Origin of the sequence: Campylobacter sp. 19-13652, assembly GCF_019702925.1 — a bacterium.
GTDB lineage: Bacteria > Campylobacterota > Campylobacteria > Campylobacterales > Campylobacteraceae > Campylobacter_A.
Genome location: NZ_AP024713.1, coordinates 1,405,896 through 1,420,723, shown reverse-complemented (window position 1 = coordinate 1,420,723; position 14,828 = coordinate 1,405,896). Strand labels below are relative to the sequence as shown.

Sequence of the window (14,828 nt, the reverse complement as noted above, 5' to 3'; positions counted from 1 at the left end):
AAAAAAAGAGTATCATAATGCCAAAATCAAACCCCACAAGAATGTGTATATCGTGTAGGATAAAATCTCCCCAACGCCTACTTTCTCGTTATCGCTTTATAAGCGGACGTTTGGAGCTTGGTGCTGGAGTAGGGCGGAGCTTTTATATATGTGATGAGTGCTTAAAAAAGGACGAAAAAGCCCTAAAAAAGATACTTATGCGGTATACAAAGGGTGGCATTGACGAGCCAAATTTAAAGGAGAGACTCTTATATGGCAAGTGTTAGGATTTCAGAGATTGCAAATGAGCTTGGCTATCCGAGCAAAGAGATAGTATTAAAAGCTCAAGAATTAGGGCTTAAGGTAAAGACCCACTCAAATGGCGTAAGCGACGAAGAGGCTGCTGCCATATATGAATATGTACAAAGTGGCGTCATGCCTGAAAAGTACCGCAAAAACAGCGAGGCAAAAGCAAAAAAAGTTTCCAAAAAAGAGCAAAAACAAGCTGAAGATAAAATAGCAGATAAAGATGATACAAAAGTAAAAAGTGATAAGGAAAAAGCGCCTCATAGTGAAAGTGCTAAGTCAAATTTAAATGATAGCGTAAAGCCATCTGTTAGCTCAGAACCTACACCTGGTGCTACTGATGCGTTGCCAAAACGCAGAGGACTTGTCATAGTTAAAAAGAAAAAAGACGAGGCAAAGGAAGCGAGCGAGCAAAAGCCAGTACCCCGTGCAAGCTCTCAAGCCGCGGTTAGCTTTAGTGATATTTTTGCAAGCAGTAGCGATGAGACAAGCTTAGCAAAGAAAAAGAAAAAAGATAAAAAGCCAGTAGCACCACAGAGCAAAAAAGATAGTGCTACAAAGATGGATTTTATGGGTGGGAGCGATTTTGCTGATATAGTCATAGATGATGAAGATGTTGTCATGCTTCCTGATTTTAGCTTTAAGCAAAGCGCTCCAGCTACTCCGCAAAAAACAAAGCAGCAAAACATACTAAAACAGGCCGTAAACAACTCTATAAATTCATTCATTGAAGGCGGCATTCATAGGCGCGCTCGTAAAAAGCATAAAAAGCCAGAGCGTAAGGAAAATAGCGAGGCGATAAGTCAGATAAGCATACCAAAAGAGATACGAGTTTATGAATTTGCCGAAAAGCTTAACAAGCAGCCAAGCGAGATCATAGGCAAGCTATTTATGCTCGGAATGATGACTACTAAAAATGACTTTTTGGACGAGGATGCTATTGAGATTTTAGCAGACGAGTTTAATGTAGAAGTCGAAATTATCGACACTCATAAAGAGTTTGATTACGTTTCGGCATACGAGGAGGAGAGTGCTGATGATAGTAGTGCGCTTGAACCACGTGCGCCTGTGATTACTATTATGGGGCATGTTGACCATGGCAAAACAAGCTTGCTTGATTACATCAGAAACTCTCGTGTAGCAGCTGGCGAGGCTGGCGGTATCACTCAGCACGTGGGTGCGTATATGGTTGAAAAAAACGGCAAAACCATCACATTTATTGATACCCCAGGACACGAGGCGTTTTCTGCTATGAGGGCGCGTGGAGCTGGCATAACTGATATAGTTATTATAGTCGTAGCCGCTGATGATGGCGTAAAGCCTCAAACAAAAGAAGCGATAAGCCATGCAAAAGCCGCTGGTGTGCCTATAATAGTGGCTATAAATAAAATGGATAAAGCAGGGGCAAATCCAGATTTGGTAAAAACTGGACTAGCCGAGCTTGACGTGATGCCTACTGAATGGGGTGGACAGCATGAATTTGTTGAAATATCAGCTAAAACAGGGCAGGGCATAGATGATTTACTTGAGATTGTTTTGCTTCAGGCTGATATTTTAGAGCTAAAGGCCAATCCAAATGCCAGCCCAAAATCCACAATCGTAGAAAGTAGCCTGCAAAAAGGCAGGGGTGCAGTCTCTACCGTGGTAGTGCAAAATGGCACATTAAGAGTGGGTGATGTAGTCGTAGCTGGGGTAGCATATGGTAAGGTTAGAAGTCTGCTTGATGATCAAGGCAGGGCTCTAAAACATATCCGCCCAGGCGAGTGCGGGGTAGTAGTGGGGTTAAGCGAAGTAGCAGAATCTGGCGAAACCCTAATAGGCGTAAAAAGTGATAAAGAAGCTCGTGAATACGCTCAAAAGCGAGCAGAGTACCTACGCCAAAAAGAGCTTAGCAAAAGTACAAAAGTTACCATAGATGAACTAAGCGCAAAAATAGCCGAGGGCGAACTAAAGAGCCTGCCAGTCATCGTAAAAGCCGATGTGGGTGGCTCATTAGAGGCTATAAAGGCCAGTCTTGAAAAGCTTTCTAATGACGAGATAAAGGTAAATATTATACACTCTGGCGTGGGTGGCATAACTCAAAGCGACGTTAGCCTTGCTACAGCTAGTGAAAATTGCGTGATACTGGGCTTTAATATCCGCCCAACAGGTGAGATAAAAGAAAAAGCCAAAGCTGAGGGCGTGCAGATAAAAACATATAATGTAATATATAATCTAATAGACGACATAAAATCTCTCCTAAGTGGGCTAATGTCGCCAGTAATCAGAGAGGAACAGCTCGGTCAAGCACAGGTAAGGCAGGTCATAAACGTACCAAAAGTGGGTGCAATAGCTGGCTGTTTGGTAACTGAGGGCGTAATAAGCCGTGGCGCAAAAATTCGTCTTATACGCGAGGGCGTGGTCGTTTATGAGGGTAGCGTCAGCAGCTTAAAGCGCTTTAAAGATGACGTCAGAGAGGTGGCAAAGGGCTACGAGTGCGGCGTGGGTATTGAAGGCTATAATGACATACGCGAAAATGACTACATTGAAAGCTACAAAGAAGTGGCGGAGCAAGTACAGCTATGAATGCAGCCGAAATAAAAAGGCTACGCACTCAAAGCGTACTAAAAGAGCTTATTAGCGAGGCTCTTTCAAGCCTTGATGATGAGCTTTTGCGAGGGCTTTGTGTAACTGACGTGGAGTGTAAACGCGGACGCTATGACGCTTTTGTTTACCTTGACAAAATGGCTTTTGATGAGAGAGAACAGGCTTATATCATCTCTCATTTAAGCCGCGTAAATAGGCATTTGCAAAACCACTGTATGGCGGCTGAGGGCTGGTATAGATGTCCTAATTTTCACTTTAAATTTGACGATAGGCTGGAGTATCAAAATCATATGAATAGTCTATTTAGTAAAGCAGCAGCAGAAATAAACAAAGGGCAAAAATGACAAATTTATCCGAGCTTTTGGCGCAGTGTGGGGTAGGGTTATATGATGCCGAAACAGTAAATGAAAACTCTCGTACGATATATAGAATTTATATAGTAAAAGATGGCGGAGTTAGCCTAGATGATTGCGAAAATGTAAGCCGTCTGCTCTCTCCTATTTATGATGTAGAGCCACCTGTTTTAGGGGATTATGTGCTTGAAGTTAGCTCTCCAGGGCTTGAAAGAGCATTAAAGGACGCTAGGCATTTTAAGCAGAGCATAGGCGAGCTAGTTAGCGTTAAATTTATTAATGAAAATGGCGAAAATGATGGCATAAAAGGCACATTGGTGGCTGCTAATGATGGCGAGATTACAGTTGGTAATGATGATTTAAGCCTGGTTATACCATATGATAAAATCAAAAAGGCCAAAACATATATAGAGTGGTAGTCTCCACTTTATATTACCCACTTTAATTAATAAAGATACACAAATATTCTGTTTTTTGGTAAACATTCGGTAACAATTTTAATAAAATTAAGTAAAAATTTAGCAAAACTTTCAAATTTGTATGTTACAATTCGCCTGTTTTAATTCTTAAAAGGAGTTTTATTATGAAATTAGCAAAACTTTCACTTGCTACTTTGATTGCACTTGGTGCTGTTTCAGCAGCTTCGGCTACCCCACTTGAGGAAGCTATTAAGAACGTAGATCTTTCAGGTTTCGCTCGCTATCGTTATACAAATCTTAAAAAAACAGATAATCACGGTGGAAATCATCAATTTAAAATGATTACAAACTTTAAAGCCGCTTATGATGATAACTTCTATGGCGTTCTTGGTCTTAGATATGTATCTAATGACGGCTCAGGTAATGTAAATGATACAACCGATACAACTTCTACATTCAAAGTTCATCAGTTTTATCTAGGTTACAAGGCTGGCAACACTGATGTTAGACTTGGTAAACAGCAAATTTCATCTTTTGTTACTGATGACTTAGTTGGTACTGGTGCCCTTGTAACAAATAGTGATATAGAGGGTCTAACCCTAGCTGCTTTTGCATTTGATGCACTAGAAAACCCTATCGGCAATGGTGAAAATGATGGCGCATTATGGGATATAATGAGAGCTGGTGGCTCTATGGCTGATTATGGCAACCTATACGGTGTTGCTGCAATCGGAAGCTATGATCCAATTGCTTTCCAACTATGGTATGCTGATGCTACTAGACTAACTAGAATATTTGCTCTTGAAGTAAGCGGAAATGTAGCAGTAAGTGATGATCTTGGCTTTAACGCTAAAGTTCAATATGCCCACTCAGCTCCACACAGCGAAGCTAAAGACAATGGTTTTGCTAAAACAGATTTCTATGGCGTTGAATTAGGCAGTGAATTCTTTGGCGCGGAAGTAAATCTTGGTTATTTTGGTTGGAATGTTAAAAAGGCTAAAAATGGTGCAGATGGAATGGGTGTAGTTTCTCTTGAAGATCAAGGCTCATTCCTAGACGTTGGCGAGCAATTAGTTGACTATGCTAACGATTACACCTTACTAAACGGTAAAGGTAATTTTTTCTATGCTACAGCTGGATATACATTTGATGAGAAATATTTTGCAGGCGTTGATGCTGTAACTGGTAAAGTCAAAGATCGCGATGGCAACAAAACAAAATATAACGAGTATGTTGGTAGATTAGGCTATGAATATAGCAAAAAACTTAAATTTAGCTCATACTATTCTTATATTAAAATTAAGCCAGAAGGCGATAGAAAAGAAAGCTCTAAGAAAATCCGCTTCGAAGCTAAATATACATTCTAATATTAGCTTAGCTTAATTTTATCCCAAGCTGTATTTATGGCTTGGGATTTTTTAAATTTAGGAGATATTTTATGAATATTTTTAAATTTTTGTTTCTAGCATGTGCTTTTTTAAACGTCTCTTTTGCTGCTTCTGAGGTTTATTATATAAAAGCTAGTGGAGATTTTGGCAAAGAATTGGCTGACATGGCTAAAGCCTATGCTAAAGATAAAAATAAAAATATTGAGATCTTTGTAGATGAAGACCCTCGCAAATATAAAGAAACTAGGCTTTTAAGTGTGGGTGTAAATCATCGTGGAAACTATAGCATATCTTTAGGAAAAGAGCTATATGAGAAAACCTGTGCATCTTGTCATGGTGCAGACGCAACAAAACGTCCAGGCGGAGCTACTCCTTTATCAAAAATGAGTGCTAAGGATATAGAGGATTCTATAATAGCTTATAGAAATGATCCAGATTTTGGTGGTTCCATGAGAAGTGTTATGGCTATGCAAGCAAATCAAGTGTCAAATGCTGATTTGGGTGCCATTATAGCATATCTAAAAGGCAAAGATGCCTATAAAGATGAAAAAAGAGCAAATACTCCGGTATCTACTGAGCTAAAGCAGGGTAGTTATCTTCGATAATTTAAAAGCAGAGTTTTTACTCTGTTTTTAAATTTTTTTAAACATCAAACTAAAAGCAATTAATTAAAAAATACTTAATCTAAATATTATTTTACCCTATATTGATTTTATTTTTATTCTATAAATTTTTGATTTTCTTTTTTGTCACTTGCATTTAATAAATTTGTTTGTTGTCGTGCAGACTGACGGTTTTTACTCTTTTAAAGGCGCTTAAAACAATAATATGCTAAACTCTTTGTTGTAAATTTATTTTATAAGGACGAAAAATGATACATTCAGTAGACGAGTTTAAAACCCATTTTGAAAGCGTTAGAAGCGGCGCAGGCTACAAAGACCCAATAGCCTTTGGCATAGCCAGAGTGGATATGGGGCAGAAAAACCAGGACAAAGTCCTAGCGGCTAGCTTTGCGGTGGTTAATTATAACGAAAGCTACCTTTCAGCGGCGGTGCTTTTTGAAGCCCTAAAATCGGCTGGAGTGAGCGTGGATTTTAGCGGCAGTGAGTTTGTCGCGGAGTTTAGCGCGGCGGCTGCGGCTGCGGCACTGGCTAGCTTTGCGCCATTTGCCGCCGAGCTAGATAAGCACCCAAACGTCGCGCTCATAAGTAAGATTGCCGAGGTGCTAAAAGACGACCCGTCGGCTAAATTTAAAGCTGTGTTTATCTTTAGGGACGAAAAGCCAGCCAGCGTGGAGAGCGTGTATTTAAAGCTTTACCTGCTAAGTCTAGGCAAGGCGGAGCTAAGAAGTCTCGTGCTGGACGGAGCTTTTGGCGTACTATCAAATGTGGCGTGGGATAAGGACGGCAAGCCGATCGAGCTTGAGTGGCTGTGTGAAAATGAGATAGATCTAAAAATGCGTGGAGCGTATCCAGCTATCACTAGTGTGGATAAATTCCCACGCTACCTAAGCCACATCATCCCAGCCGATAATGTCCGTGTCCTAGATACGGCTAAGGTGCGTATGGGTGCGCAGCTAGCTGGGGGGACGACGATAATGCCAGGTGCGGCGTATGTGAATTTTAACGCAGGCACGACTGGTAGCGTGATGGTCGAAGGGCGTGTGAGCTCAAGCGTCGTCGTGGGCGAGGGCAGCGACGTGGGCGGCGGAGCGTCGATACTGGGCGTGCTAAGTGGGACAAACGGCAACCCAGTTAGCATCGGCAAACGCTGCTTGCTGGGCGCAAACTCAGTTACAGGCATACCTTTTGGCGATGACTGCATCATAGACGCTGGCATAGCGGTGCTTGAAGGCACAAAGGTGCATATTGGTGAAAAAGACAGAGAGGCGCTAGCTAAAATCAACCCTAGCTTTAAATTTGACCGCGAGCTATACAAGGGGCTTGAGCTAGCGGGGCTAAATGGACTGCACTTTCGCCAAAATAGCCAGACAGGGCAGATAGTCGCAGCACTTAGCAAACGTGCGATAAAGCTAAACTCGGATCTGCACTAATGTATTTTTAGTCGTGCGATATTTTGTGCTTGATTTAGCCGTCTTTTGTGCGGCTAAATTTATTATACTTAAGGATTTTTAAAGCAAAAGACTGGATTTAAACCCATTCTTGTCTATGCGGTTTTAAATTTATTAAGTGATAAAAACGATAGCCATTTTTTGGCTTTTTGGTTTTTAGTGTATAAGTTTATAAAGTTTAAATTTATAGAGCCTATTTTTGCATTAATCTATGTCTTTTAAAGCACAAAAATATAATAATATTTCGACTTTTAGCTAAAAATACTTCCCAATATCGTGCCGTAAAAATCATATCTATAAAGGGGACAACATGAAAATATCCATCATTGTTTATGATAGGTTTAACCTGGCTAGTTTTGCTAGTGCTTACGAGTTTTTTCACTCGCTTGAGGGGGCTAGCGTGCAGGTTTGCGCATTTAAGCCAGATATAATGGATGAGCATGGAATTCATGTCTTGCCTAGCATTAGCGCCGAGAGCCTTTATGGCTGCGATGTGTTAGTGGTGCCTAGCGGCGTGGGCGCTTTATCTTTGCGACATGATGATATATTCTTATCTTGGCTTCGTAGCTCGTCGTCTGCTAGGGTTAAGCTGGGGCTTGATTTAGGTGTTTTGCTATTTGGCGGGGCTGGCTTTTTAAAGGGCAAAAGTGCCGTCATACGCGGCGGATATAAAAATGCTCTGAGCGAGTATTGCGACGTAGCAAGTGAGACGACTTTTATTAGCAGCGATGATATCATTAGTGCGGTTGGGTTTTCTGCTGGGCTAAGGGAGCTGATTATTTCAAGGCTTGGTTAGCTTATCTAGGTTAACTAAGCTTTTTAAAACCCTGACGGCTTTAATTTATAAAATATTCTTATACTTATTTTAAATTTAAAAATTTTTAACACGCTTTAGTGTTGATAATTTCTTCAAATATTATCACAAATATAAATTAAAATAATAAATGTCTATTTAATATTTTATTAAGTAAAGTAATGATACATAAATGTATTATAAATGCCTATTTAACGTATTTAAATAATTTTAAGAAAATTTAGGGCATAATCCTACTGGATATTTTAAACTCGGAGGTAGTATGCAAAGAGAAAATCTAATATATATGGATAAGGACAATTGCGGTTTTGGACTGCTTGCAAATATCGACAATGAGCCAAGTCATGCTATCACCAAGGACGCCATTACCGCACTTGAGCGCATGATGCACAGGGGTGCGATAGCTGCTGATATGAAAAGTGGCGATGGTTGTGGACTACTTTTTGGGCTTCCTGTGGAGTTTTTGCGTAAGCAGGCAAGCCGCGCAAATGTCGAACTTACAGAGCAGTTTGCTGTGGCTATGTGCTTTAGTTATGATGATGCTCAATTAGAAAGGCTGGAGCAAATTTGTGCTAAAAATGACCTAAAAGTCGTTCTTATCCGTGATGTGCCAGTTGATAAATCAGTTCTAGGAGAGCTTGCGCTTTCTACCCTGCCACGCATTACACAGGTGTTTGTAGAGGCGGCATCTGTCGTGGCAAAGGAGCGTTTTGATGCGCTTTGTTATCTAGCTAGGCGTGAGGCACAAGGTGCGTATAGTGATGAAAAGGGGCTTTATATAGCGTCGTTTTCATCGCACGTGATAGTGTATAAAGGGCTTGTGATGCCAACGCATATTAGGGCGTTTTATAAGGATTTATCAAATGATGAATTTGCCACCTCTTTTGCGCTATTTCATCAGAGATTTTCTACAAATACCCTGCCAAAGTGGGCTTTAGCTCAGCCTTTTCGTGCCATAGCGCACAATGGTGAGATAAACTCAATAAACGCAAATAGAACAAATTTAAACATAAAACAGTACTCTTTTAAAAGTGAAGTCTTTAGCGACGATGAGCTTTTGCGGCTTTTGCCTGTTACAAACTCTGACCGCAGCGATAGTGCTAGCCTTGATAACGCATTTGAATTTTTGCTGCAAAATGGCGTGGATTTTTTTAAAGCTATTAGGTATCTCATACCAGCTCCATGGCAAAATAGCCCCCACACAGACGCTAAACTTAGAAGCTTTTATGAGTATAGCAGTGTGAGCTTTGAGCCATGGGACGGACCAGCTGCGGTGAGTTTTACAGACGGCAGATATATAGCCTGTGCGCTAGATAGAAACGGACTTCGCCCAGCAAAATACATAATCACCAAAGACCGCCGAGTGCTAATAGCAAGTGAATACGGCGTGCTAGATATTGACGAGGCAGACACTCTAGAGCGTGGCAGACTGCAAAGCGGACAGATGATAGGTATAGATTTAAAACATGGCAGAGTGCTTAAAAATAATGATATAAATGATTATATAAAAAGCTCAGCAAATTACAATAAATACCTAGGCAATATGCGCTATTTAGAGGAGTATGTGGAGCTTAGTTTTGAGGATTTTAGCGCATATGAGCTAAGCGAGCTTAATGCGCGCCAGCGTGCAGTGGGGATTACACAGGAGTTTAAGCAGACGATAATCTCAGCTATGGCAGAAAGTGGCAAAGAGGCGACCGGCTCTATGGGCGATGACACGACTTTAGCGGCATTTTCTAATCATCAGCGCAGATTTAGCGACTTTTTTAAGCAAAAATTTGCCCAAGTTACAAATCCGCCCATCGACCCACTTCGTGAAATGGTTGTAATGAGCCTAAACATCGCCTTTGGTAAGCTGCGAAACGTCCTAGCCCAGACCCCAGAGCATGCTAAGCGCATAAAGACCATCTCACCTATTTTAATGAGCGAAAAGCTAGAGGCGCTTAAAAGCTACGGAGATCCTAGCTCGCCTAGGTATGATTCGGAGTTTAAATTTAGACTTTTTAGTACGACTTATACGCAAAATAAAAGCCTAAAAGAGGCACTTGATGCTTTAGCTGTTGACGTGGAGCTAGCTGTAAAAAATGATGGAGTGCATATCATAATCCTAAGCGATGAAGATATGTCTAAAGAGCGCGTGGCTATACCTATGCTACTAGCCGTTGGGCGAGTGAATGCTCATCTTAGCGCTTTGGGACTTCGCCATTTAGTAAGCATAATAGCAGCTGGTGCTGAGATACTAGATTCTCATTCATGTGCTGCTTTAATAGCTTATGGCGCAAGCGCTGTGTATCCTTATTTACTTTATGCTACGGTGTTAGATGATTATGCCAAAAATGCAAAACAAGCCCTAAAAAACACCCATCACGCGCTAAATGCTGGACTTCTTAAGATAATGTCAAAAATGGGAATTTCAACCATTAGCTCATATAAAAACTCAGCGCTTTTTGACATCATAGGCTTAGGTGATGAGATAGCGAGTGAGTGCTTTAATAAAAGCGTAAACTTAATAGGCGGTTTAGGATATGCCGATATAGACGCTCGTATCAAAAAGGCTCACAAAGAGGCGTACGCAGACTGCGATAGAGTGTATGGGATAAATTTGGGCGGACAGTATAGATACCTTAAAAACGACGAATATCACGACTATACACCAGAGCTTATTAATCAAATTCATCGCACAAGCATAACCGCTAGTAAGGAGGATTATGACAAAGTTCGCATGGCTATATTAGGGCGTGGGGAGCGTATGATTAGGGATTTTTTAGAGATTAAATCAGACCGTAAGCCAATTAATATAGACCAAGTCGAGCCAGCTAGTGCGATTTTAAAGCGCTTTAACACCGCAGCCATGAGCCTAGGTTCCATTAGCCCAGAAGCCCATGAGGCTATGGCGCGCGCTATGGCAATGATAGGTGGCATGAGCAACTGCGGCGAGGGTGGCGAGTCCAAGGAGCGCCTAAAAAGTGAGCTAAACTCAAAAATCAAGCAGATTGCCAGCGGACGCTTTGGCGTAACAGCTGAATATCTAGCAAGTGCGAGCGAAATCCAGATAAAGCTAGCCCAAGGCGCAAAACCAGGCGAGGGCGGACAGTTACCAGGGTACAAGGTAACGCCGCTAATTGCAACCTTGCGCTACACTACCCCTGGGGTTACGCTCATCTCTCCGCCACCGCATCACGATATTTATTCGATTGAGGATTTAGCCCAGCTTATATATGATTTAAAGCAGGTAAACCCAAGTGCTAGAATCGCTGTAAAGCTAGTCTCAAGCGCAGGGGTAGGTACGATAGCAGCTGGCGTGGCTAAGTGCTATGCGGATAAAATCATAATAAGCGGTGGCGATGGCGGCACAGGTGCGGCTGGCTGGGGGAGTATTAAATTTGCTGGCAATCCATGGGAGCTAGGACTAATCGAAGCTCACAACGCACTAAAAGTAAACTCACTCCGCACTAAAGTAGAGCTACAAACCGACGGCGGATTAAAAGTCGGCAAAGATATCATAAAAGCTGCACTTCTTGGCGCAGAAAGCTATGCCTTTGGCACGCTAGCACTTATAATACTAGGCTGTAAGGTGCTTAGAATTTGTCATCTAAATCGCTGTAGCGTAGGCGTGGCGACGCAAGATGAGACTCTTAGGGGGCATTTTGTAGGCTCAGCTGAACGCATAGTAAATTATCTCACTCTCCTGGCCGAGGACGTTCGTGCAGAGCTAGCTAGTATGGGGTATACTAGCCTTGATGAGATAGTAGGGCGAAATGATCTTTTAGTGCAGAAAAAAAGCGAGCTAAGCGATAAATTTGACCTATCTATGCTAACACACCACATTGCTGGCGCGAGCGTGCATAGCGATGAGTTTAACAAGCCATTTGACAAGGGTGAGTATGAAAAAATAGTCCTAGCCAAAGTCCGCCGCACCATAGAGGAGCCAAGCCAAAAAAGCGTCCTTGAGCTAAAAATACACAACCAAATCAGAAGCTTTGGTGCACTAATAAGCGGCGAAGTAGCCAAATACTACGGTGATACTGGGCTAGCTAGCCAAAGTATCCGTATAAATTTAAAAGGCACAGCTGGGCAGAGCTTGGGGGCATTTTTAGCTGGTGGCGTGGCGCTATATTTAAAAGGCGTGGCAAATGATTATGTTGGCAAGGGCATGAGCGGAGGGCGCATAGTCATCGCTCCAGAAATTAGCGGTAAAGACTTTGCCTGCGCTGGTAATACCTGCCTTTACGGCGCAACTGGAGGCAAGCTTTACGTGGCTGGTAGCGTGGGCGAGAGATTTGCCGTGCGAAATAGCGGTGCGACCGCAGTCATCGAGGGCGCAGGAGATCATGCATGTGAGTATATGACTGGCGGGATAGTGGCGATTTTGGGCGCAACAGGGATAAATTTTGGTGCCGGTATGACTGGTGGACTTGCCTTTATTTACGACAAAGAGCGTGAGTTTATCGATAAGCTAAATCAAGAACTCGTAGTAGCTGTACGCATAGATATAGACGAAATGGACGAGGTAAGGCACTTCTTAAAGCGCCTATTAATCGGCTTTGAGGCTGAGACTGGTAGTGCAAAGGCTAGGGCTATACTTGATGATTTTAGAAATGCGGTGAGGGATTTTTGGCTGGTTAAGCCAAAAGACATGACTAGACTTCCGCTAAATCCAGCCGAGGGGGACTAAGATGCAGGAGTTTTTAAATTTAAACAGAGGCAAGCAGGTAAAAAGAGAAGCAAGTATCAGGGTGCAGGATTTTTGCGAGACGTACGAGATATTGGGCGCATCTAAAGCAAGTGAGCAGGCAAGCCGCTGTATAGGCTGCGGAAATCCATTCTGCCACGCCTCCTGTCCGCTGGGGAATTTTATACCCTTTTGGCTACGTCAAATAGCCAGCACAAATTTAAAAGCTGCGTTTAAGCTAAGCAATGAGAGCAATCCTTTCCCTGAGATTACAGGGCGCGTCTGTCCTCAGGAGCGCCTGTGCGAAGGGGCTTGTACGCTGGCTGATGGCTATGGTGCTGTGATGATAGGTGCGATTGAAAGCACAATTACGGAGGAGGGGCTCTCATCTGGACTTCGTGTGCCTATGCTAGAGCCAAATGGCAAAAATGTCGCAGTTATCGGCTCGGGGCCTGCTAGTCTAGCTTGCGCTACATATCTGCTGCGAGCTGGATATGGCGTGAGTATGTACGAGGCAGCACCTGCGGCTGGGGGGCTTTTGCGATACGGCATACCTGGGTTTAAGCTGGATAAAAGTGTGGTGACGAGGAGATTTGAGCTTTTGGGTGATAGGTTAAAGCTTCATTTAAACTGTGAAGTAGGCAAGGATTTAGAATTTGAGGAGATTGCGAACAATCACGACGCCGTATTTGTCGGTATCGGCGCTAGAAAGCCAAGGCGTGCTGGCATACCAAAAGAGGGTGCAAACTCAAGCTTTAGTGCGCTTGATTTTCTTACGGCTATTCAGCTGGGGCTTGATGGGGCAGGCGAAGGGATAAATTTAAAAGATAAAAGAGTGATTGTAATAGGTGGCGGCGACACGGCGATGGACTGCGCACGTAGCAGCCTAAGGCTTGGTGCAAAGAGCGTTACTTGCGTGTATCGCCGTAGCAAAAATGAAATGGGTGGTAGCAAAAAAGAGTATCAAAATGCCGAGGAGGAGGGCGCTAACTTTATGTTTAACGTCGTTCCAAAGGAACTAATCACGGACGATGTTGGCAATGTAAGTGCGGTAGTGCTGCAAAAAAGCGTAGTGGTCGATGGTGGCGTGCGTGCAGTGGCAAATAGTGAGTTTAATCTAGCCTGCGATGTGGTTGTTTTTGCGCTGGGGTTTAGCGTGGAGGCACCTAGCTTTTTGCTTGCTTGTGGTGTTGCGCTAGATGGTGCTGGACGCATAGTAGTAGGTGATGATATGCAGACATCTTGCGCTGGGGTGTATGCCGGCGGAGACTGCGTGAGGGGGGCTGATTTGGTAGTAAGCGCCGCAGCTCAGGGCAAAGCCGCTGCAAGGGCTATTATAAAAGCTCTTAGCTAAGCCCCTTTTTGTAGGCTTGCCCTGCCTACTTTTATTGATTTTAGATATTTTAAAGAAGAGAAAATAAAAAAACTTTAGCCATTTTGGCTCTGTTTGCTTGATGCTTTAGCCCCGTTTATGGCTTTGATATTTTTGAAATCTTTAGCCAAAAGATAAAAAGGCGCTTGTGTATGAGATGTCTGGCAAATATGGCTTAGCCGATGAAAATAGTAAAACCATCACAGCCCCCATTTATGATGAGATAGGCGATTTTGTCGGCGATTTGGCCGCGATGAAAATAGGCGACAAATATGGCGCTATAAACAAAAATGGCAAAATTGTTATAGAGCTAAAATTTGATGGTGTTGGTAGATTTAGCGGAGGTTTGGCTGGAGTTAAACATACATACGTTATTTATTGCTTAGATAAATCTGGAAATATATTGCGCAAGGGGTAGGGTAATGCGCTGATTGTGTGAGAATTTTTCCTGTATTAAATCCTTAAGCCATAGCAACTTTGAGTTTTTGGATTTGTGATTTGAGTTTAAATTTGTTTTTATTTTACGCTAAGGGGTGTGGCTTGAGTTACGAAGTCACTTCACCCCTTTTTATATATCCATCACTCGCATTACTTTATAGTATGCTTCACTTACTCGTTTACGGAATGATTGCTTGTAGTCCCAGGCTAGTTTGCTGACGCCACTTGACGAGACTAGAAATACCGCTGATATTTAACAAATTTTTAAATCGCAGGCTAAAGATTGCTTCGCACAGACTGGCTATATGCGAAGTATCGCAAAGCTAGGCAAGGCAAATTAAAATTTGCTATAGGATTTGCCATAATTGGTAACTGCTGAGCAAAATTTAAATAGGGCGACGCATAGGAAGTAAGACGAGCTGGCTTAAAG

The 14,828-nt window shown here is 42.5% G+C and carries 11 protein-coding genes; all 11 read left to right on the top strand.

Annotated features, from left to right (window positions below):
* Nucleotides 1-17: 17 nt before the first annotated feature.
* The 11 genes from LBC_RS06880 (at nucleotide 18) to LBC_RS06830 (ending at nucleotide 14,378) form a co-directional block, all read left to right on the top strand.
* Nucleotides 18-266: a hypothetical protein gene (locus LBC_RS06880; protein WP_221253708.1), complete on the top strand. Its 249-nt coding sequence runs from the start codon at nucleotides 18-20 to the stop codon at nucleotides 264-266.
* Nucleotides 253-2,850, top strand: a complete 2,598-nt coding sequence (gene infB, locus LBC_RS06875; protein ID WP_221253707.1) for a translation initiation factor IF-2 — start codon at nucleotides 253-255, stop codon at nucleotides 2,848-2,850. Before LBC_RS06880 ends, infB begins: the two co-directional genes overlap by 14 nt.
* Nucleotides 2,847-3,215, top strand: coding sequence for a 30S ribosome-binding factor RbfA (gene rbfA / locus LBC_RS06870; RefSeq protein WP_221253706.1), 369 nt, complete (start codon nucleotides 2,847-2,849; stop codon nucleotides 3,213-3,215). Before infB ends, rbfA begins: the two co-directional genes overlap by 4 nt.
* Nucleotides 3,212-3,643 carry a ribosome maturation factor RimP gene (locus LBC_RS06865; RefSeq protein WP_221253705.1) on the top strand — a complete coding sequence of 144 codons (432 nt, stop codon included), beginning with the start codon at nucleotides 3,212-3,214 and terminating at the stop codon, nucleotides 3,641-3,643. Before rbfA ends, LBC_RS06865 begins: the two co-directional genes overlap by 4 nt.
* 164 nt (nucleotides 3,644-3,807) lie before the next feature.
* Nucleotides 3,808-5,010, top strand: coding sequence for a major outer membrane protein (locus tag LBC_RS06860; protein ID WP_221253704.1), 1,203 nt, complete (start codon nucleotides 3,808-3,810; stop codon nucleotides 5,008-5,010).
* A 71-nt stretch (nucleotides 5,011-5,081) separates the two neighbouring features.
* Nucleotides 5,082-5,636 carry a cytochrome c gene (locus LBC_RS06855; RefSeq protein ID WP_221253703.1) on the top strand — a complete coding sequence of 185 codons (555 nt, stop codon included), beginning with the start codon at nucleotides 5,082-5,084 and terminating at the stop codon, nucleotides 5,634-5,636.
* A 266-nt stretch (nucleotides 5,637-5,902) separates the two neighbouring features.
* Entirely contained in the window at nucleotides 5,903-7,084 is a 1,182-nt protein-coding gene (locus tag LBC_RS06850; protein ID WP_221253702.1) for a tetrahydrodipicolinate N-succinyltransferase N-terminal domain-containing protein, read from the top strand.
* A 328-nt stretch (nucleotides 7,085-7,412) separates the two neighbouring features.
* Nucleotides 7,413-7,898, top strand: a complete 486-nt coding sequence (locus LBC_RS06845; protein WP_221253701.1) for a hypothetical protein — start codon at nucleotides 7,413-7,415, stop codon at nucleotides 7,896-7,898.
* Nucleotides 7,899-8,178: 280 nt separating this feature from the next.
* A complete protein-coding gene (gene gltB / locus LBC_RS06840) occupies nucleotides 8,179-12,591 on the top strand; it encodes a glutamate synthase large subunit (protein ID WP_221253700.1) in 4,413 nt (1,470 codons plus the stop codon).
* Nucleotide 12,592: 1 nt separating this feature from the next.
* Nucleotides 12,593-13,942, top strand: a complete 1,350-nt coding sequence (locus LBC_RS06835) for a glutamate synthase subunit beta (RefSeq protein WP_221253699.1) — start codon at nucleotides 12,593-12,595, stop codon at nucleotides 13,940-13,942.
* 175 nt (nucleotides 13,943-14,117) lie between these two features.
* A complete protein-coding gene (locus tag LBC_RS06830) occupies nucleotides 14,118-14,378 on the top strand; it encodes a WG repeat-containing protein (RefSeq protein WP_260173472.1) in 261 nt (86 codons plus the stop codon).
* The last annotated feature ends 450 nt before the right edge of the window (nucleotides 14,379-14,828 follow it).

Excerpts from the sequence above, each read along its gene's own strand:
- LBC_RS06880 (WP_221253708.1), top strand. The coding sequence starts at position 18 with ATGCCAAAATCAAACCCCACAAGAATGTGTATATCGTGTAGGATAAAA.
- infB (WP_221253707.1), top strand. The coding sequence starts at position 253 with ATGGCAAGTGTTAGGATTTCAGAGATTGCAAATGAGCTTGGCTATCCG.
- rbfA (WP_221253706.1), top strand. The coding sequence starts at position 2,847 with ATGAATGCAGCCGAAATAAAAAGGCTACGCACTCAAAGCGTACTAAAA.
- LBC_RS06865 (WP_221253705.1), top strand. The coding sequence starts at position 3,212 with ATGACAAATTTATCCGAGCTTTTGGCGCAGTGTGGGGTAGGGTTATAT.
- LBC_RS06860 (WP_221253704.1), top strand. The coding sequence starts at position 3,808 with ATGAAATTAGCAAAACTTTCACTTGCTACTTTGATTGCACTTGGTGCT.
- LBC_RS06855 (WP_221253703.1), top strand. The coding sequence starts at position 5,082 with ATGAATATTTTTAAATTTTTGTTTCTAGCATGTGCTTTTTTAAACGTC.
- LBC_RS06850 (WP_221253702.1), top strand. The coding sequence starts at position 5,903 with ATGATACATTCAGTAGACGAGTTTAAAACCCATTTTGAAAGCGTTAGA.
- LBC_RS06845 (WP_221253701.1), top strand. The coding sequence starts at position 7,413 with ATGAAAATATCCATCATTGTTTATGATAGGTTTAACCTGGCTAGTTTT.
- gltB (WP_221253700.1), top strand. The coding sequence starts at position 8,179 with ATGCAAAGAGAAAATCTAATATATATGGATAAGGACAATTGCGGTTTT.
- LBC_RS06835 (WP_221253699.1), top strand. The coding sequence starts at position 12,593 with ATGCAGGAGTTTTTAAATTTAAACAGAGGCAAGCAGGTAAAAAGAGAA.
- LBC_RS06830 (WP_260173472.1), top strand. The coding sequence starts at position 14,118 with ATGTCTGGCAAATATGGCTTAGCCGATGAAAATAGTAAAACCATCACA.